The sequence below is a fragment of the Lysinibacillus agricola genome, assembly GCF_016638705.1.
In the GTDB taxonomy this organism is placed as follows: domain Bacteria; phylum Bacillota; class Bacilli; order Bacillales_A; family Planococcaceae; genus Lysinibacillus; species Lysinibacillus agricola.
In genome coordinates this window covers 2,395,274-2,413,450 of record NZ_CP067341.1, presented here as the reverse complement: position 1 = coordinate 2,413,450, position 18,177 = coordinate 2,395,274, and the positions used below count along the sequence as shown (strand labels likewise).

Below are 18,177 nucleotides of genomic sequence, written 5' to 3'. Positions count from 1 at the left end.
CTCAGCCTCCACTCCAATCAACTAACAAACATAGCGAAGGTTTTAACAATCATCAACCCAAACATTTTTAATGAAAAGCCTTCTAAATTTTTCAAATCTATATTATTTGATTAGTTCCCCGATACCGTACCAGATGCGTACAACGAGTTCGGCTTCAGCAAATAATGCCTGGTACAAACGCCCACATGCATCACGTAATAATCGTGCCTGTTTTTCCATTGGCACAACTCCCCGTCCCATATCGGTCACAATAATATACAGTGTACAATTTTCTTCAAGAGTCTTTAGCCTTGTCAAAATGGTTCTAATAAGGGTTTCATCATCCTCAAGATCTTGTGTTATGAGCCACTTCTCTAAGTTTTTAATAACAAGTACATCACAGGCAGGAGTATCATCAGGTACATAGCCATCTACAAGCTCAACTTGTTGATCTGCAAGCAATTTCATAACATAGTCGGTTTTTCCACTATAGGCTCCTCCGATAAAGACATGCATCTCGCTCCCTCCTCCCAAGCCTTTTTTGTAAACGTTAAAGAAAACATTTTATCATGCGGTGTTTGATACGACCAAAAAGGTTGCTCAGTTGGTGCAAATGCAACAAGTAGCGCTCGAATGACTCCACCGTGTACAACGAGATGATAAGTATCTTCATCTTTTGGTAATGCTGTGAATCCTTCAATGACACGCGCACAAAATACATCGAAGCCTTCCCCTTTTGGAGGTGGTGACTGAACGGGATCATCTAACCATGAACAATAACGACCATCCGATTTTAAGTCCTCATATGTTCGCCCTTCAAATTCTCCAAAGTTCGACTCTCGAAATCTTCTATCTGCCATGTAAGTTGCATTCGGAAAATAACGAGCAGCTGTTTCCCTACAGCGTAGCAAATCACTACCGTGCACTTTCGTGACACCTTTATCTACAACAGAAAGCAAAGATGCATCAGCTAATGACGAGTCTGTCCAGCCAATATATCGCTTTTCCAAATTTTCCTTTGTTGGTGCATGTCTCATTAAGCGCACAATAACAACGTCACCCACAGAACAACCTCCATCCCTTCAATTGATGCACCGAGTAAATCCCCTGAAACGCCACCAAAGTTGCGCACTGTAAATTGCCGAAAAACTAGAAAGGCAATCGCTAATACAGCTATCAGCACTAATGGAACAATTGAGAAGCCTATTACAAACAATAAGCTACTATACGCCACAACTAGTGTGATAAGCATAAAGCATATAAGTAATCCCGGCTTAATATGTGATTTAAAAAAGTAGGCAAGCCCTTTTTCTTTTGAGCACTTCAGCGACATAAAATAAAAACTCATGCCTACTCGTGTTAATAAGGGAATAAAAATAAGCATCCAAAGAGCTAACTTATGCTGCACGAATAGTTCATGCAGTATAACAAATTTACCTAGCACTAAAAATAGCACTGAAAGTACACCAAATGCACCGACACGTGGATCATCTAAAATTTCAAGCCGCTTCTCTCGGTCCCGATACGAAAAATACGCATCCCCCATATCAATAAAACCGTCTAAATGTAAACCACCAGTAAATAAAGCGAGTAATCCGATAATCACAAAAGAAAGCAATACCTCACTGCTCGCCGTCCATTCTGTTAAACCATATATCACCGCTGCCACTAAGGTGCCCATAAGAGCCCCAATCCATGGCAAAAAGGCGAACATCCCTGTAATAGTTGCCTTCGTTAAAGGAATTTCTTTATGTACCGGCAAAACTGTAAAAAATTGAAATGCAAGTTGTATGCTATGCCAGAAACTTTTCATCGTCTTGCCTGCCTTCTTTTAATTTTCTAAGCGCGTTCATTATTTCCACTTCTTTACGATACCATAATTAATTTCATACGCCTCATCCGCTATAGAAACGAACCATTGATGTAATTGTCCGAGCATTTGTCGATATAATTCAACTTCCTCGTTTATATATGGAGGCTCATCGAATAATTCATTCGAGACGACAAAAAACGTCACCCTTTTCTCAAGTAACGTCCCTACTGCCTTTTTTAAAACACGAAGCTTCTCCTCTAAACAGCCTGGTTGTTCCACACAGGGAGTCCCCATGTCATAACCCTCATAAAATGCATTTGTCAGCCATGTAGTCACACAGTCCCATAACACGATATCTCCATCGGTCAGTTTATGCAATGTACCTGCGATTTCATAAGGTGCTTCTATCGTAAGCCACTCGATATTTTGCGCTTGTCTGTCTGCCTGATGTCGCATTATCCGCTTCTCCATTTCACGATCCATCGCTACTCCAGAAGCAATATAAATAAGTCGTTGTGCTTGCATGAACTTTGTTTGATAGTGAGTAACAGCCGCTTTTTCAGCAAAGTGGGATTTACCACTGCGTACTCCCCCTGTAATGAAAATCAGTGGCAATGGTTACGCCTCCTATTGTAAATGTTGAATGTTACCGATATCTTTAACGACCCATTGTTGCTGGAATTGTTCAATGATCGTTACACTTGTACCATTAATGAATGGTGCTGCCCAAAGCTGATCGATGCTTCTGCCTAAAATGGCGTTTATAATACATTTAATCGTTACAGCATGGGATACAATTATGATATTGTCCTCCGGGTATTTTTCTGCAATCTTTTTTAACGTAAACATCGCTCGTTCCGTTACCGCACCAAAGCTTTCGGTATGGGTTGCAACGAATTGTGCAGGATAATCGGTATATAATTCATAATCAAGGCGATGCGTAGTCATGATGTCCCCGACTGTTTTCCCTTGCCAATTTCCTAAAAAAATCTCCCGAAAATTATCTTCATAGTATATCGGAAGCTGTCGATCACCTACAAGAATGTGCATCGTTTCCTTGGCACGTCCACTTGAACTACTAAATGCCGCTGTAAAAGAAAAATTTTTCAAATGATCTCGAAGTTTTTCTGCATGTAAAATACCTTTTTCAGACAGTCGCGAATCTAACCATCCCTGTAGCCGATGCTCTTTATTCCACACCGTTTCGCCATGTCTCACTAAATAAAATGTTGTCACCTTTCTCACCCCTAATTAGCGTTAAACCACGCCTGTAAACAGTTCTGTAAATAAGTCATGGCCACAATATCTTTAATCCCGATACGGAACCATTCACCATTTAAGCCCATAAAGTTTTTGGTATGACGTAGTACGACGCCCTTTGATAAACAATACGTAAAAAATGTATCGGCTTGCTGATTTTTTGGTAAGGCAAAACATACATAATTCGTTACACTATTCGTTACCTGGCAACCATTTTTTTGTAAATAGCTTTGTAGCGATTCCCGCTGCTTTCTTGCATAGGCAATAGCATGCTGACAATAAACGTGTTCATCTAAACAGCCTGTACCGATAGTGAGGGCAAAGGCATTCAAGTTCCAATGCGGTAGGATAGACTTTAGCTCAGCAACAACTACAGGGCTCGCCACTAAATAGCCTAGGCGTAATCCTGGAATCGCATACATTTTTGTCATCGAACGAACGACGATCAAATGAGGGTTTTCTACCACATACTGGATCAATGAATAGGCTTCATCCACCCAGTCAATAAATGCCTCATCAATGACAAGCTCACAATTGACCTTTGCACCGTGAGAGATTAATTGGAGAAGCTCCTCTTTCTTTGGAAGCACCCCCGTCGGATTGTTTGGTGTGCAAATATATAAAGCATCTGCGTTCACCATTTCACGCTTCAGATGCTCCATCGGCAATGTGTAGTGAACAATATCCTCTACTATAACAGGCACAATTTCAGCACCTACTGCTGTTAATGTTCGTTCATATTCTGAAAAAGTTGGGTGTACGATAATAATACGCTTATTGGCATAGCGTCTAACTAGAACACTAAAAAGCTCGGATGCACCGTTACCTAGTAATATAGAATCTTTCTGAACATCATGAAAAGCTGCCACCTTTGATAAAAACGGCTCACCGTCCGGATCTGGATAACGTTGAATAAGCGGATAAAATGTCCGCCAACGTGCCTCAACAAACGGAGGCGGCCCTGCCGAATTGACATTTTCACTAAAATCATACACTTCTTCGGGCATAACAAGCCCTAGCTGATGATAAACATTTTGCGGATTTGCTCCGTGATTAGGTAATTGCAAAAATTAACACCTCCACTGCTAATATAACAAGAGTAAAGAGCAAAGTAGCAATGCGCATATGAATAACAGACGTTGCAATATGCTCTTTTGTTAATGGAACTAATTTTTCGCCCATTATTGCTCGATATGAAACGACACCCTGATATGTATTTTTTCCACCAAGCTGTACACCAAGTTGCACAGCTGTTGCTGCCTCTAAATAACCACTATTAGGACTCGGGTGCTTTTTCGCATCCTGAGCCCAACGTTTTAAGCGCTTAGCAAGAGATACATTTGTTTCATTTTTCGTACCTAGCACCATTAGTAGGCCAGTTAATCGACTTGGAATAAAGTTTAGTACATCGTCCAGCTTGGCAGCAAACATACCAAAGTCTTTATATTTTTCATTTTTATAGCCAATCATAGAGTCTAACGTATTGACTGCCTTATAGCCCCATAACCCTATTGCTCCAAATAAAAAGGCATAAAATAATGGAGCTGTTACACCGTCACTCGTATTTTCTGAGACCGTTTCCACAACACCGCGAACAATCTCATCTTCGTCAAGCTTCTCCGTATCACGTCCGACAATCCAAGAAAGCTTCACGCGAGCTTCAGCAAAATCCCCTTCGGCAAGCGGTTCGTAGACAGCCATCGCCGCTTCCTTCAAGCTACGCTGCGCGAGTCCTATACCAATAAGTAGCCCCTCAACCAATATGCCAAATAATAGGCTAACCTGATAGCTTAGTAGTAAAATAGCCGTCACGACAAACATGGTTGTGCCTACTACAGCGAGCGCCATCACCATGCCACGGAATTTTCTCATTCTTCCTTTATTCCATAATTCTGTTTGAGATTGAATGAGCTTTCCAATCCAGCGTACTGGATGAGGCATTTTAGGAGGATCCCCTACAATTAAATCAAAAACAAGCCCGATGATACAGGCAATCATCAGTACCATCATATAGGATTCTCCTCTTTATCTTTTTTATATTTTTGAATAGCCTCACGCATCGTTTCATAAACACCGTGGCCAATAACTTTTCCTAGCATCGTAATCGGTCCTGCATATTGATGGTAGTCACCTTCCTCTGTTGAGGCAATCAACAAGCTATCCGTTGAAGTACCTGTAGCTTGTGTACCCGTTGTTGGATCTGTTATGCCCTCATCCATAAGTGCCTTGACCTTTGCCTCTGTCGTAGAAATCATTGCCTGAAATAAAGCTTCATCCGACAATCTCCCATTTATTAGTACCCACGTATTAATTGTCCCAGCATGATACTGCTCCTGACGATGAAAGGCACGCGTAATATCGACGGCATTGCCAAGACCAGCCGTAATCATTATGACAAGATGAATTCCCTCATATGTAAACTCACGAATTGTTGCATACCTGGCATAGACAGCCGTCATCATCGCAACTGTATTGTCAATTGGAAAACCCTCAGACTTTAAAAAACGTTGTAATTCTACCTGTGGTTTGCGTTCATCATACGTATAGGGCACTGAACGATTCATCAAATGTGTATAAAAGCCAAAGCCCGGATTATGTACTGCCGAGGATACGACCTTCATCGGTGAATCTGTTTGGACGGCAACATAATGGTCGGAAATATGAATATCATCCTTACGTAGTACTGGCATTATCTCACCTCCTATTCATTTCATTGATAAAAAAAACAAATTCTTACAAAGAAGAATTTGTACTGTTCAACCTTAATTTAATGATCTATCCCAAATTTGAACCTTTCGAATTTTTGTACAGCATTATAACTTCATAATACTCGAATTATTTATTTTTTTGAAATTGTATCATAAATCTGCGTTTTATAACAATTCAATTTCGAGATATTTCTTATTGCTTTTGTTTTAAATTTTTAAAACGAATAATGGATCCAGCAATGATAAATACCCAGCCAATACCGATATAGACAAATTTCATTGTTTTTGTCGATGACGGTAAGATATCCATGATCGTTAAACAAACAAATAGTATGCCAATCATTGATAGAAACATACCAAACGATAATTTTTTCAAAAAAAGCCCTCCAATCTATGTACGCCCTCGATTTTACCGTATTCTCGTCAAAAAGAAAACACTAACCCAATACAAGGATTAGTGTTTATCTCGCATTAACGAGCCGTAAGACTCCCATTTAACGAAAGCAAAGTTGGGAGGTGGGACATTAACTGCCCGTAAAAGCGCGATTGGTGAAGACTATTAATCAGTGGGGGTGACCCCCTCCACTGCTCACTTTATTTCCTTATACTCTTGCATGTGCAAAAAACTCTTCATAAAGCGCTTGTAAAATTTGATTTTCAAATTCTTGTTGCACACCGAATACTAGACTAACTTCAGATGAACCTTGATTAATCATCTCTATATTTGCACCTGTTTTTGAAATCGCAGTTGCAGCACGTGCCGCTAGACCTGTGTTATTGCGCATATTTTCGCCTACGATAACAATCATAGAGAAACCATGACGCATCTGCACATCATCTGCAAGTAATTCATTTTTCACACGAGAAAGAATTCGTTCTTCATTTTCTAATGTTATTTGATTTGAACGCATAATGACAGAAATATCGTCTAAACCAGACGGTGTGTGTTCATATGAAATATTTTCATCTTCTAAAATTTGTAGAAGCTTACGTCCAAAGCCTACTTCACGATTCATCAAATATTTTGACACATATAAAGTTGAAAAGCCACTGTCTGCCGAGATACCTGTAACTGGACGACCTGTTGCAGGGCGTCTTGGTACGATACGAGTACCTGGGGCTGTTGGATTATTTGTATTTTTTATGTTAACTGGCACCCCAATCTTGTAGACAGGCATTAACGCTTCATCATGGAACACCGAAAAGCCTGCATAGGATAATTCGCGCATTTCGCGATACGTAATTTCTTTAATTTCCACTGGATCATTCACGACTTTCGGATTCGCGGAGAACACGCAATCCACATCCGTAAAGTTTTCATAAAGCTCCGCTTCAACAGCTGCTGCTAAAATTGAGCCTGTAATATCAGAGCCACCGCGGTCAAATGTACGCAGTATGCCCGCTTCAGTGTAACCGAAGAAACCTGGGAACACAATAATTTCTTTTGTATGTTTTAGAGGTGCTAAATTGGCATAAGCCTCTGGTAATGCATACGTGCGTTCAGGTAAATCATTGACTACCAAACCCTCTTTTGGACTTACGTAGCGTGCCGGCATTCCGATTGAATTGAAATAAGCTGCGATTAGCTTCGCGTTATTGTCCTCTCCTGCCGCTTTGATACTATCAATAAATAATTCCTCATTCGTTTTATTACCTTGTACACGTTCACGTAAATCTTTGGCTATCACGTCACAAATTGTATGATCTAATTGCAAACCATCTGCAATCGCCATAAAACGATTCACAACAATTTGTAATTCCCCTTCAATATCTTCATTTTTTAATGCTGCCGTTGCTAAATTAATTAATAAATCAGTTACCTTTATATCGTCACCAGAGCGTTTCCCAGGTGCTGAAACGGCTACGATTTTACGTGCCGGATTAGACTTTACAATGTTTGCTACTTTTTGAATTTGTTCTGCACTTGCTACAGATGTTCCACCAAATTTACATACGATCATAATCCATCAAATCCTAACTTTTTAAATTAAATGTATTCCTCCAAAAAACAATTGAATGTACACAGTGTACAAATTATCGTTCCCTACGTCAATACAATTTAAAAAATTCACGCAATTAATCGATAGAAAATGTACAATTTTCACACTGTTTGATTTATTATACGGATTTCATATGAAATAGTTAAGGTTTTTGCGAATTTTTTTCGTGGATTTCCTATAATCGTACAAATATTTGTCTGAACTAGCTGAAATTATCTAATTTACAGAATTTAGTGAGAGATTGGACATGCCAAAATAAACCACGTCTTTACGAAAATATATGTGGATATCAATATAAACAATTTTGCTTGTATAAAGATGTATCACTTCAACAGCAGGTTGTGGATCTTTATTACAACATCTACATGCCGAATCTCTTCGGACATGACTATCCAAAGATAATTAGCCAATCAAGGTTTCATGCCCTTCTCCCCAAATGTTGTAATAAAACCAAGTAACGAAATGTACACCATGCAAGAACCCTTTTATCCATACTTAAATTAGCAAGTATTTTTCAGCAAACTTGATTGAATTGTAGTGCCTTTCTTCTATATTAATTGAAGAAAACGCTTTCTCCATTATGATATGCAGAAAAAATTGTGATGTTTGTGCTATTTCGTTTGATGTCAAGCTATTCTTTTTTTGGATATTTTATCTGTTTTAGACAGGTATTGCTTTGATTTGCGTTGGTTTCCGCTTTTATTCCGTGGAGGGCTATATTTGATTGAACCGGAGCAGTTTTTTAGGTGAATAGAGCGGTCTTCTTTTGAACCCGAGCAGTTTTCTTTTGAACCTGAGCAGTTCTTGAGGTGCCCCGATCAGTTTCTTTTGGACCTGAGCAGCTTTTGGGATGACGGTTAAAATCAAATCTTCTTGTGCCGAAAAAAAGTGAAGTAAACAAAAAATAACTTCAAAATCAACTTTTATTATATATTTTGAAGTTACTTTACGTTTACTTTTTTACAGTACACGAATTGCCAAACAGATAATTGATAGCGAAAAGGCCCTAACATAACGATATGCTAGGGCCTTTTGTATTTTAAATCAATCCAATTACATTTAAAAATACGATAATAATTGCAATTGGTGCTATATAGCGAAGTAAGAATAACCATAATACAAATAATTTATAGCCTTTATTTTTACTTACACCCAATTCTTTCATTAAAACATCTTTCTTCATTTTAAACGGTACGAAGATCGCAACTAATAATACACCGAGTGGCATAAGAACATTACTTACTGTAAAGTCTGCTAAATCAAAGATGGTTTTTCCAAACAATGTCACATCGCTCAATACGCCAAATGAAAGCGCCGATGGAATCCCTACAACAAAGATTAGTAACCCTACCATCAATGCCATTTTTTCGCGTTTCCCTTTACCTTTTGTCGTTAAAGAGGCAACGCTAATTTCCAACATTGAAATGGCTGATGTTATCGTTGCAAAGAAAAATAGTAACAAGAAAATAATGAAGAATAATTTTCCGAATGCTATTTTACTGAAAATCGCTGGCAATACAATAAATAATAGACCTGGCCCTTGAGATGGTTCCATTCCAAATGCGAAGACTACCGGGAAAATAGCAAGCCCTGCAAGTAATGTAATCACAAGCGTTAAACCGACGATAGAAAATGCGGAACGTGGTAAACTTTCTTCTTTCGGTAAGTATGAGCTATACGTTACCATTACGCCTACACCGACAGATAACGAGAAGAACGACTGCCCCATCGCATATAAAATAACTTCAGATGTAACATTTGAGAAATCAGGTTGTAAGAAGAAACGAACCCCTTCTCCTGCTCCATCTAATGTAAGAGCACGAATAATTAATACAAAGAATAAAACGAATAGTGCTGGCATGAAATACTTATTTACTTTTTCAACACCGTTTTGAACACCTTTACTTACGATAAAAATAGTAAGAAGAATAAATAATAGCTGTGATCCAACCGCTAAAAATGGATTAGAAATGATTTCATCAAAAGTTGCTTCGTACGCACCATTTCCTTCCCATAGTCTCCCTGTAATTGCATTCCATAAATATAATAAAATCCATCCTCCTACAACACTGTAGAATGAAAGCAATATGAAACATGTGACAATCCCTAATTTTCCGACCCACGGCCATAGCGTCTTTGGAGCAATATTTCTATATGCTTCAACAGCCTCTTTTTGTGTACTTCTTCCGACTACAAATTCTGCTAATAATAATGGTAAACCGATTAATAATGTAAAACCGATGAAAATAAGGAAGAACGCACCGCCACCTCCAATACCGGCCATATACGGGAACTTCCAAATCGCGCCAAGACCTATTGCTGAACCTGCTGCAGCTAAAATAAAACCTAATTTTGATGTCCATTGCTGTGACTCCATCTCTTTATCTCCTCTCTTCTTCTATTTCTTTGTTTATTACAATTCGGTCTTTATTCATATTGGTCTATCGTGACTCCTTTCTCATACAATTGCTTCCTTTCATATAAAAATCGCCCCTACGAAAACGTAGGGACGATAAAAATATCGCGGTACCACCCTAGTTATGAAGATACAACAAGAGCAAGACCTAAAGAAAAAACGTCCCTACGTAAAATACGTAGGGACGATTAAAATCGCGGTACCACCCTAGTTATGAAAAATACAACAAGAGTAAGACCTAAAGAAAAAACGTCCCTACGTAAATACGTAGGGACGATATATATCGCGGTACCACCCTAGTTGTGAAAATACAACAAGAGTAAGACCTAAAGAAAAAACGTCCCTACGTAAATACGTAGGGACGATATATATCGCGGTACCACCCTAGTTGTGAATAAAATTCTTCACCACTTTATTTGATAACGGTATTCACTACCGTCTTCCACTTCCTCACAACGTGTGATTTATGAAAGATGCTCCAGGTCGAAATTCATGATAATCTATATACTGATTCGCACCAACCACCAGCTCTCTGAAATAGGGAGATTTTCACTACTTTATCCTATCATTGCCCAAATATTAATTTCCCGAATTGATACTATCATTTTTATCACACATTAAATACTTGCGTCAATTATTTTTTTGTTTTATCCGCTTATTTTCCGCTATAAAAATTCGAAATATGACTTTTGAATGGATACCTTTGCATTACTTATGGTTTATATTATATTAAATGTGACAGGTTTATAGTTTTTTAGTTCAACTATTTGATCATTAATCCTTTAAACCGACAAAGGTATTTTATCAGGAAAATCAATTGGAAATATAAGGCAAACCATACTACCACTTAATACATCATGGAGAAATCCAGTCATAGAGCCTTTATATTCAAAATAATCATCACCTGATCTATCATCTACCAAAATAAACCAATTACCTTAAGTATCCACAATCCAATTTAATGTATCCCCATTTTCAGTTCGTCCCCAAGGTAGGGCTGCATCACCTTTTGCAGTATTCAACCCGAGCACATCAAGAAAGCTATTCATTAACGTTTTAATATCAAAGCATCCAGTGGTTTTTCTCTCTTGTGTCAAAAATCCCTGCCTGAAGATAGTAAATTTTTTATACAAAAAAACATATATAAAGACATCTTCTTTACATATGTTTTGGAATTTTATTGATTAAAAATAAATTTGAATTACGCTTAATCAACTATTTGTTTTTTATAGTCATTTCCTCCGGTTTGTTAATATTTATCACATAAATTAAATCCGAGGTTGAATATGCTTTTAATAAGTTATCTTCAAGTTCAAGTTTATTAAATGGATTGGAAACCGTTGAAAAGAATGCCCATTTCAAGTTATTATTCATGTCAACATTAGCAATAAACCCTTCATTCCCCATACCACCTTCACCACAAATAAATAATCTATCATTTTGTTGAACTTGTGGATGTTTCTCAATCTCACACCAGATGTCCTCATTAAAAGACATGATACTTTCTAAAGAGGTTTCACACAAGGGATTTATAAAGTAATTTGTAGTATTACCGTCAATTACTTCATAAGAATCCATAATAATAACTTTACCTGATTTATAAATTACACCATCTATCCCTGGAAGCTGATTATTTTTCCAATTAGTTTGTATAATCTCATTTATCTCCATCTTAATCTCCTTTTAAGATTACAATCATTTGGTTTTTAAAGTCCTTTTTACGTCTCTTAAAGTCATCCTTGTTGTTATTTGCACTTAAAGTTTTAAATTACGGAAATCAAAATCAATACCATCGCTATCCAACAAATTTTCTTTATACTCTATTTCTTCCTTCGAACTATTAAAAGTAACTTCTGCGTACAATTTTTGGATTTCAACTATCTCATTTAATAAATAGTCATTGAAATCTTTATATACTTTAGCCCTTTTAATGGGATCATGAGAAAACAAATATACCTCTCCAGTGTCCCTTTTAAAGCAAATAGGATCATTGCTAGGACTTTCTGAAAAAACAATATATTTATCTGTTACTTCCTGTTGAAAGTTTAATGATACAAACTCCCACATTGAATTTGTCAATACTTCCCACTCACCAATTTTCTTAAGATTGTACATAAAATCAGAACTTTCAATACCACCAAAATTTAAGAAATAATCTTTCGTTTATGAGGGAATTATCCAATCTAGATGTTGCTCTGTCTTTTGAAAAATTTTTTCACCTTTTAATGAAATCACTTCTACATCATGATTCTCAAGAAAGGATGTAAGGTTTTCAATCCAATTGTCTTCCCCTATTTGTCTAATTGGTAATATCGGGTCTTTATTTATTATTTCCGACATGATGTACCTCCCTATTCGTTTTTTCCGTTTCAGATGTAGATTTGAAGGATATACACTAGATAAAAATGGTCCGATTATAACACAAACACTTACCGTTAACGAATATTTCATCTGCCATCATAAGCATCCCCATATAACTCGAAATTTTCAGCCAACCAAAACCAATTTTCACCTTTACTAGAGTATAATTGCTCCAACAGTTCCGAAAAGCTTTTAGCAATAATCTGACTATCCCCTGGTGTTGCATGAGTTTCCAAGAAACTATCATAGCAATAACCAAAATGAGACTTGCTCATATCAATGCTTATGTATTGGTTGATTTGTTCAGATTCTGCAATAAGATACCATTCATTACTAATATCCCCTTCGAGTTCCTCCCAAATTACATCATCCTCTGGGTAAAGCCTTTTACTAGTTGGCATAAACTCATTTGAAGAAACTATTTTTATTCCATAGGGCTTATTTACAAACATCTGTAAGGAGTCATAATTGCTAAAAAAATAATTCAAATCTTTCGGAAGAGCTAATTCACTCCTGAAATCTGTAATCCTTTTGACAAGTCTACAATTACGATCCTGTTCAATTTTTTTAATAATCTCTGTTATCTTCATACTTACTCCTTTAATCTCAGATTTAATATTAGACTTATCTCTTGCTTAGCTATTATTTTATCCCAATACCCCTACATTTCCAAATGTTACCTCAATCACTTTTAGATTCACCTTATTAATTCCTGAAAAGATTAAACGGCTTGAGCCCTTTAGAATTCAAGACTCAAGCCGCTGTATTTTTATTATTTCCTATAACTATTTGACAGAGCATGTTTCAATAATCCCTACTGTCTAGTATTACTTAAAATGGGCATAGTCCACACTATCCGTTTCTAATACCCTACTTGATTTTAGATTTTTTAATCTTTTAATCTTCCACTTTAACTTTTCGACATCCATTTGATTTAGTTTCAATTGTTTTGTGTATATGAATATATCTTCGTTAACATACTCAAATCGAAATGTGGTAGTTGGTATAATATTTTTACTTTCATGATAGAAACCATTTCTTATAATTGTATCAATTGTCGCATTGCTATTATATGAATACTCATCCATCAAAAATGTTTCTTCGTTCAATTCTTCGTCGCCGTCCAAGTCAACGTCCTTTAAATAGAATAATACTTTTTCAATCACAGTCTCTTTAAAAACTACACAATATACTTGTTCTAAAACTATTTCATCATTATCGTTATTTAAAAACCTTAGATACAGTTTCATTCCATCTTCTTTTATTACAAAAACACTGCCCCATCCCTTATTTTCATTATCATAAGAATAGTACAGTTCACCATCTTTTAACTTATTTACTATAATACCTTCTTTAGATTTGGGCTTTGTTTTGTAGATTTTGGGCTTCTTTAATTGATTCAGTGCATATTGATATGGGAAAAATCCCTAATACGAATCACTCCAAATAACCGTATCATTTTCTACGTCTTTTACTCGGCAAAGCATTTCTTCGTATGAGTCGTAATAATTTCCAAAAATTTTAAGCAGCAAATCGTATTCTTTTTTTATCACCTTGTACACTCCCCTAATTTTTTTGTCATTTTTGTTTCCCTAGACCGTCATGCTGATAAGATGTCCCACGTCTTATATAAAAAACATATGTAAAGAAAGTGCTTATACGTCTTCTTAACATATGTTTCTGAATCTAAAATAATAGAGACTCGGTTGTAGATCACTATTCGAGTAAATCCTTTGGTGCTATCCCACGATTATTTATCTTATTGGGATCGGCCCCATTCTCTAATAGATACCTTATAGTTAATGTTTCATTACTATTTTCCATTATCGCTCTCCATAAGGGAGTATTACCTATGTGGTCAACTGCATCAATTTCAGCACCATGAGTTATAAGAACCTTAACAATAGTATATCTGTCATAAATAGCTGCAAAATGCAGTGCGGTTAATCCCGCTTTATCTTTAGTGTTCACATTACATCCAATATTTACAAGATAATTTACAATTTCCTCTTTACCTTCAACGATTGCGGACATCAAAAACGTACGTCCGGCCCTATCAACACTATCTAAGCCGTATGTTTGTAAAAACGCATTGATTTTCTCATAATTTGATTCATTTAATAACGCATACAGCTGTGTATCATCGAATTTATTCATTTTCTTCCCTCCACGGTGTACTTGAATTGGTTCTCGTAAGATTGTGTTATAACAGCATTATCTACAGGATAGATAATATGTAAGACCGGTTTAAGCCTCTTCATCCAATATTCCCCTTCTTCCACCTGAAAACGATGCTACTTAAATTCTTTCATTTATATTAACAAAATAATAGTTATTATGAAAATAATTCCATAACAAACACAAGAAAAGAGCAGAAAAATCACCTATTATCAAGGGCGTTCTACTACTCTTTTGATCTGCTTACTGCACTAAAAGTCGGTATCGAATAATCCTATATAATGCAGACCGTTATAAAGCTTATTAACATCAGTAATTTCTATTTCCGGATCGAAATAATAAAACATTGTGTTTACTTTGTCTAATCCTTTGTGTATACAGATCTTTTTTATTTCAACCATCGTCTCATCTTCTACTGATAGTTCCTCAATAAATTCATCCACGTCTGTTAATTTATCTTGCCAGTAGACACCAATCCAATCCTCGTCATACACTTTTTCATTAATATCTTTACAAAATTCACATATCTTATATTTTGGATCATCAATATCCATGTCTGGATCACTATAATCGATTTTGAAATACTCGTTAAAGATATCGTTATCTACGTTGCTAATTCCTATCCAAACATTAACCTTACTCATTATTTCCATTATTATTTACACCCCACTTAAAGCCTAGGAAGACCTTTTATATCCGTTGAATGTCGTCCTAAATATGCATTTCCCTTTCTGTCAACAACATCTAAAACGGTTTTAAATAACCCTTTTTTAAGTTCCTCTGATGTAAAACCTATTTTAATTCATGCAAATGTTTCCCATAATCTTAAAATATAATAGTTATTTCAATAAAAATTATTTTAAAATTCCATTCATCTATTATTAAATATATTGAAGCTTCTTTTAAATCAATCTGTATTTTTTTAATAAAAAAATCATCTAAATCTAAATTTATGTATGGTGTAACAGATTGAAATTTTGTTAAATCAAGTTCAATCTCCTCTTTGTTCTTTACCGTATTTAGAAATAATTCTTTACTATATTCCTTCTTTGAAGAGTAATAATATTTTATACTTTCTTCCCATTCTTCATTATTAATTTCATATAGTTTCATTTTTCTATCCTCTAGCTATATTTTTGGAGAAGCAGTTGCAATGTCTCCGCAGTATTTAAATAGCCAACTACTTAAAAAACTAAAAACGCATCGTTTTCAAAATAAAAAATGAACGCCTGGAGTAACTGATCTAGTGTTGGATTTTCTAATTGATTATTTACATTATCAATTACATCCTCAATACTTGCTCCATCCAATGTTTCTATCCAACCATTATTTTTCACTTGTTCCGGTAAAAAATCATCTGAATCAGTTGGAAAATCAAAGCTATCTAGTGAAAATACCCCCTTTGTATTTAAATTCCATTCCGTTGAATTTGGAGGAAGATAAAACCAAGTCTCTGGATTTTTCTCTGGATGTGATAATACATTACAAATACTGATTAAACTCATTTTTTCTTCCGTCATAATTTCACACCCTCTCTTAAGATAGATGATCTATTTTTCAAATAACACCTTAATCACTAAAAAGTCAGCACTATACTATGTAGAAAGTGTATTACATGCAATTCCTAAGTAAATAGCTATACGATATTATCAAATCTTTTTAAGAACTCCTTGTAGACTTTTTCTGAATTTAACGACCTAGCTGAATAATTCTCAACTTCTTCAGTTCTTTCGTCATCAGACATCAAAATGAAGACCGTAATATCATCTTTATTTTTACAAAAAACTTTCTCGTTATGAAGATTATCAAGCACTGAAATCATAGTTGTATGAAGCTTCTCTTCAAATTTATCAAAGTTTTCTTCTTCTAAGGCATCTCTTTTCTCTAAATAAATAGCTTGCAACAGAAATACTGGCACCTGATTGTAAATGACTATTACTATATCCACTCGGAAGGATCCCATTTTAGTTCATCATATGCGCTCTCCCACGCTTGTATTTCTCTATTATGACCATCTAAGATTCCTACTAACAATAAAAACATATATAAAAAGGATATTATGACACTTTCTACATATGTTTTACATTTTACATAATATGAAATTTAGTTATTATAAATTTGTATCAAATTCTCCAATATAACTTAATCCATTATAAAGTTTGTTTTTATCGACGACATCTATCTCTGAATCCATGTAATAAAACATAGCATTTACTTCTTCTAATCCTTTTTTAATACAAATGTCCTGTATTTCTAACAATGTTTCCTGCGATACCGATAACTCTTCCAATGCTATACGAACATCTAACGTACTATCTTCCTTGTAAACTCCTATACAGTCTTCATCATACCATTTTTCATTTATATCCAGACAAAATTGACACACTTTATAAAGAGGATCATCAATATCCATATCTGGATCATCATAGTCTAATTCAAAGTATTTTTCAAAAGTTTCATCATCAGCATTATTAATACCTACCCATACATGTACTTTAGACATATACATACTTTTTACCTCACTTCCACTTTTCTATTATTATTCTTTTCCATAGATCATCCTAATCCTTTTAAACTCTAAAGTTTTTCTAAAAAAATCTTATTTAAATCTTCTCCTCAATTATTTAGCCTTTTACTATTGTTCTTTGAGCCTTTTTAACGATTCTTTCAGTTGCCTTGGTCGGAGATTCTCTTTGCCATTCATCACATAGGTTTATTACCCACTCTGGTTGAGTTTTGCTAGCATCATTTAACCAGTTGCCGACAGAATCTTGGACATACTTTGACGAATCTGATTTAAGTACAGTAAGAATAGGAAGTGCAATTTGCGGTTCTTCCTTTAATATTTCAATATGCTTTGTCCATACCCCGCGAGGACGGATTGATTCTAAACTGAACCTACGAATGTTTTCATCTCCGCTTTTTGCCCACTCTGTTAACAGGTCTACACTATTCTTAATATTTGCTGCAAGGTCCTCTCTAATTGACATCCAAGCAATTTCCCGAACGCCAAAATGATGATCTGCTGCGAAAGGTCGGATATACAACAGCTTCTCTTCTAAAGAATAATCGTTGTTTTTATTCATAAATGCCGCCCAACATCGGACACTATCCGATACGTGATGAGAGCATATTTTGATTAACTCCTCTTTTTTTGTATCAATTTCATCCATCAAGACTGTATCTAATAAACTTCCTATTAAACGAATTGCCTTCATTCCCGTTTCAACTTTTTGCTTTTCTATCTCCGTTAGTATAAATTCTAACTTGTCTTCTAGCCCTAATGATGGTAGAACATTTTTTACTAATACAATGTGCTGAACTGCTTGCCATTCCGTTAAATTAACACTTTCTATTTTTCCTTGATTCAACAATATTAAAACGTCATTAGGGATATCACTAGCCTTTCTAGCTCCCTTTCTATTTAAAACATCTTCTTTTACAACCATTTAACACCCTCCT

24 protein-coding genes and 1 other annotated feature are annotated in these 18,177 nt (G+C 35.7%); all 24 genes read right to left on the bottom strand.

The features are described from left to right. Positions 1–102: 102 nt before the first annotated feature. The gene (locus tag FJQ98_RS11535) at positions 103–495 is read right to left on the bottom strand and encodes a bifunctional adenosylcobinamide kinase/adenosylcobinamide-phosphate guanylyltransferase (RefSeq protein WP_053596950.1); all 393 of its coding nucleotides are present in this window, start codon (positions 493–495) and stop codon (positions 103–105) included. After that, positions 444–1,043 carry a histidine phosphatase family protein gene (locus FJQ98_RS11530; protein ID WP_053596949.1) on the bottom strand — a complete coding sequence of 200 codons (600 nt, stop codon included), beginning with the start codon at positions 1,041–1,043 and terminating at the stop codon, positions 444–446. Before FJQ98_RS11530 ends, FJQ98_RS11535 begins: the two co-directional genes overlap by 52 nt. Then, positions 1,016–1,792 (bottom strand): adenosylcobinamide-GDP ribazoletransferase, encoded by a 777-nt coding sequence (cobS, locus tag FJQ98_RS11525; protein ID WP_053596948.1) that lies wholly within the window; start codon positions 1,790–1,792, stop codon positions 1,016–1,018. The genes FJQ98_RS11530 and cobS overlap by 28 nt, the downstream gene beginning before the upstream one ends. A gap of 39 nt (positions 1,793–1,831) precedes the next feature. Beyond that, positions 1,832–2,407 carry a bifunctional adenosylcobinamide kinase/adenosylcobinamide-phosphate guanylyltransferase gene (locus FJQ98_RS11520; RefSeq protein ID WP_053596947.1) on the bottom strand — a complete coding sequence of 192 codons (576 nt, stop codon included), beginning with the start codon at positions 2,405–2,407 and terminating at the stop codon, positions 1,832–1,834. Between the two features lie 12 nt (positions 2,408–2,419). Beyond that, positions 2,420–3,028, bottom strand: coding sequence for a histidine phosphatase family protein (locus tag FJQ98_RS11515; protein WP_053596946.1), 609 nt, complete (start codon positions 3,026–3,028; stop codon positions 2,420–2,422). 11 nt (positions 3,029–3,039) lie between these two features. Continuing rightward, positions 3,040–4,119: a pyridoxal phosphate-dependent aminotransferase gene (locus tag FJQ98_RS11510; protein WP_053596945.1), complete on the bottom strand. Its 1,080-nt coding sequence runs from the start codon at positions 4,117–4,119 to the stop codon at positions 3,040–3,042. Continuing rightward, positions 4,106–5,062 (bottom strand): adenosylcobinamide-phosphate synthase CbiB, encoded by a 957-nt coding sequence (gene cbiB / locus FJQ98_RS11505; RefSeq protein WP_053596944.1) that lies wholly within the window; start codon positions 5,060–5,062, stop codon positions 4,106–4,108. The genes FJQ98_RS11510 and cbiB overlap by 14 nt, the downstream gene beginning before the upstream one ends. Further along, the gene (locus FJQ98_RS11500) at positions 5,059–5,742 is read right to left on the bottom strand and encodes an adenosylcobinamide amidohydrolase (protein ID WP_053596943.1); all 684 of its coding nucleotides are present in this window, start codon (positions 5,740–5,742) and stop codon (positions 5,059–5,061) included. Before FJQ98_RS11500 ends, cbiB begins: the two co-directional genes overlap by 4 nt. Positions 5,743–5,953: 211 nt before the next feature. After that, complete coding sequence (locus tag FJQ98_RS11495; protein ID WP_053596942.1) at positions 5,954–6,136, bottom strand: hypothetical protein; 183 nt, start codon at positions 6,134–6,136, stop codon at positions 5,954–5,956. Between the two features lie 226 nt (positions 6,137–6,362). After that, positions 6,363–7,721: an aspartate kinase gene (locus FJQ98_RS11490; protein ID WP_053596941.1), complete on the bottom strand. Its 1,359-nt coding sequence runs from the start codon at positions 7,719–7,721 to the stop codon at positions 6,363–6,365. A gap of 1,078 nt (positions 7,722–8,799) precedes the next feature. Beyond that, positions 8,800–10,137: a sodium-dependent transporter gene (locus FJQ98_RS11485; protein ID WP_053596940.1), complete on the bottom strand. Its 1,338-nt coding sequence runs from the start codon at positions 10,135–10,137 to the stop codon at positions 8,800–8,802. A gap of 393 nt (positions 10,138–10,530) precedes the next feature. Then, positions 10,531–10,754: a binding site (T-box leader), on the bottom strand. A 360-nt stretch (positions 10,755–11,114) separates the two neighbouring features. After that, positions 11,115–11,273 carry a hypothetical protein gene (locus FJQ98_RS11480; RefSeq protein ID WP_158003101.1) on the bottom strand — a complete coding sequence of 53 codons (159 nt, stop codon included), beginning with the start codon at positions 11,271–11,273 and terminating at the stop codon, positions 11,115–11,117. Positions 11,274–11,391: 118 nt separating this feature from the next. Further along, positions 11,392–11,847 (bottom strand): hypothetical protein, encoded by a 456-nt coding sequence (locus FJQ98_RS11475; protein ID WP_053596939.1) that lies wholly within the window; start codon positions 11,845–11,847, stop codon positions 11,392–11,394. A gap of 84 nt (positions 11,848–11,931) precedes the next feature. Then, a complete protein-coding gene (locus FJQ98_RS11470; RefSeq protein ID WP_053596938.1) occupies positions 11,932–12,291 on the bottom strand; it encodes an SMI1/KNR4 family protein in 360 nt (119 codons plus the stop codon). A 48-nt stretch (positions 12,292–12,339) separates the two neighbouring features. Continuing rightward, positions 12,340–12,516 (bottom strand): hypothetical protein, encoded by a 177-nt coding sequence (locus FJQ98_RS11465; protein WP_158003100.1) that lies wholly within the window; start codon positions 12,514–12,516, stop codon positions 12,340–12,342. A 107-nt stretch (positions 12,517–12,623) separates the two neighbouring features. Further along, positions 12,624–13,127 carry an SMI1/KNR4 family protein gene (locus FJQ98_RS11460; RefSeq protein WP_053596937.1) on the bottom strand — a complete coding sequence of 168 codons (504 nt, stop codon included), beginning with the start codon at positions 13,125–13,127 and terminating at the stop codon, positions 12,624–12,626. Positions 13,128–13,364: 237 nt separating this feature from the next. After that, entirely contained in the window at positions 13,365–13,787 is a 423-nt protein-coding gene (locus tag FJQ98_RS11455) for a hypothetical protein (RefSeq protein WP_053596936.1), read from the bottom strand. Positions 13,788–14,253: 466 nt separating this feature from the next. Next, positions 14,254–14,694: an ankyrin repeat domain-containing protein gene (locus FJQ98_RS11450; protein WP_053596935.1), complete on the bottom strand. Its 441-nt coding sequence runs from the start codon at positions 14,692–14,694 to the stop codon at positions 14,254–14,256. A 272-nt stretch (positions 14,695–14,966) separates the two neighbouring features. Continuing rightward, entirely contained in the window at positions 14,967–15,368 is a 402-nt protein-coding gene (locus FJQ98_RS11445; RefSeq protein WP_053596934.1) for an immunity 22 family protein, read from the bottom strand. Positions 15,369–15,540: 172 nt separating this feature from the next. Continuing rightward, positions 15,541–15,828 carry a hypothetical protein gene (locus FJQ98_RS11440; protein WP_053596933.1) on the bottom strand — a complete coding sequence of 96 codons (288 nt, stop codon included), beginning with the start codon at positions 15,826–15,828 and terminating at the stop codon, positions 15,541–15,543. Between the two features lie 71 nt (positions 15,829–15,899). Beyond that, positions 15,900–16,235 (bottom strand): DUF7716 domain-containing protein, encoded by a 336-nt coding sequence (locus FJQ98_RS11435; protein WP_198926939.1) that lies wholly within the window; start codon positions 16,233–16,235, stop codon positions 15,900–15,902. A gap of 116 nt (positions 16,236–16,351) precedes the next feature. Continuing rightward, positions 16,352–16,663 (bottom strand): DUF4303 domain-containing protein, encoded by a 312-nt coding sequence (locus FJQ98_RS11430; protein ID WP_158003099.1) that lies wholly within the window; start codon positions 16,661–16,663, stop codon positions 16,352–16,354. A 162-nt stretch (positions 16,664–16,825) separates the two neighbouring features. Then, positions 16,826–17,224, bottom strand: coding sequence for an immunity 22 family protein (locus tag FJQ98_RS11425; protein ID WP_053596931.1), 399 nt, complete (start codon positions 17,222–17,224; stop codon positions 16,826–16,828). A gap of 115 nt (positions 17,225–17,339) precedes the next feature. Beyond that, positions 17,340–18,164, bottom strand: coding sequence for a DNA alkylation repair protein (locus FJQ98_RS11420; protein ID WP_053596930.1), 825 nt, complete (start codon positions 18,162–18,164; stop codon positions 17,340–17,342). Between the last annotated feature and the right edge of the window lie 13 nt (positions 18,165–18,177).

Bases quoted from the DNA above. Each gene is read 5' to 3' on its own strand.
- FJQ98_RS11535 (WP_053596950.1), bottom strand. From the start codon at position 495: ATGCATGTCTTTATCGGAGGAGCCTATAGTGGAAAAACCGACTATGTT.
- cobS (WP_053596948.1), bottom strand. From the start codon at position 1,792: ATGAAAAGTTTCTGGCATAGCATACAACTTGCATTTCAATTTTTTACA.
- cbiB (WP_053596944.1), bottom strand. From the start codon at position 5,062: ATGATGGTACTGATGATTGCCTGTATCATCGGGCTTGTTTTTGATTTA.
- FJQ98_RS11500 (WP_053596943.1), bottom strand. From the start codon at position 5,742: ATGCCAGTACTACGTAAGGATGATATTCATATTTCCGACCATTATGTT.
- FJQ98_RS11490 (WP_053596941.1), bottom strand. From the start codon at position 7,721: ATGATCGTATGTAAATTTGGTGGAACATCTGTAGCAAGTGCAGAACAA.
- FJQ98_RS11485 (WP_053596940.1), bottom strand. From the start codon at position 10,137: ATGGAGTCACAGCAATGGACATCAAAATTAGGTTTTATTTTAGCTGCA.
- FJQ98_RS11475 (WP_053596939.1), bottom strand. From the start codon at position 11,847: ATGGAGATAAATGAGATTATACAAACTAATTGGAAAAATAATCAGCTT.
- FJQ98_RS11470 (WP_053596938.1), bottom strand. From the start codon at position 12,291: ATGTACAATCTTAAGAAAATTGGTGAGTGGGAAGTATTGACAAATTCA.
- FJQ98_RS11465 (WP_158003100.1), bottom strand. From the start codon at position 12,516: ATGTCGGAAATAATAAATAAAGACCCGATATTACCAATTAGACAAATA.
- FJQ98_RS11460 (WP_053596937.1), bottom strand. From the start codon at position 13,127: ATGAAGATAACAGAGATTATTAAAAAAATTGAACAGGATCGTAATTGT.
- FJQ98_RS11455 (WP_053596936.1), bottom strand. From the start codon at position 13,787: ATGAAACTGTATCTAAGGTTTTTAAATAACGATAATGATGAAATAGTT.
- FJQ98_RS11450 (WP_053596935.1), bottom strand. From the start codon at position 14,694: ATGAATAAATTCGATGATACACAGCTGTATGCGTTATTAAATGAATCA.
- FJQ98_RS11445 (WP_053596934.1), bottom strand. From the start codon at position 15,368: ATGGAAATAATGAGTAAGGTTAATGTTTGGATAGGAATTAGCAACGTA.
- FJQ98_RS11440 (WP_053596933.1), bottom strand. From the start codon at position 15,828: ATGAAACTATATGAAATTAATAATGAAGAATGGGAAGAAAGTATAAAA.
- FJQ98_RS11435 (WP_198926939.1), bottom strand. From the start codon at position 16,235: ATGACGGAAGAAAAAATGAGTTTAATCAGTATTTGTAATGTATTATCA.
- FJQ98_RS11425 (WP_053596931.1), bottom strand. From the start codon at position 17,224: ATGTATATGTCTAAAGTACATGTATGGGTAGGTATTAATAATGCTGAT.
- FJQ98_RS11420 (WP_053596930.1), bottom strand. From the start codon at position 18,164: ATGGTTGTAAAAGAAGATGTTTTAAATAGAAAGGGAGCTAGAAAGGCT.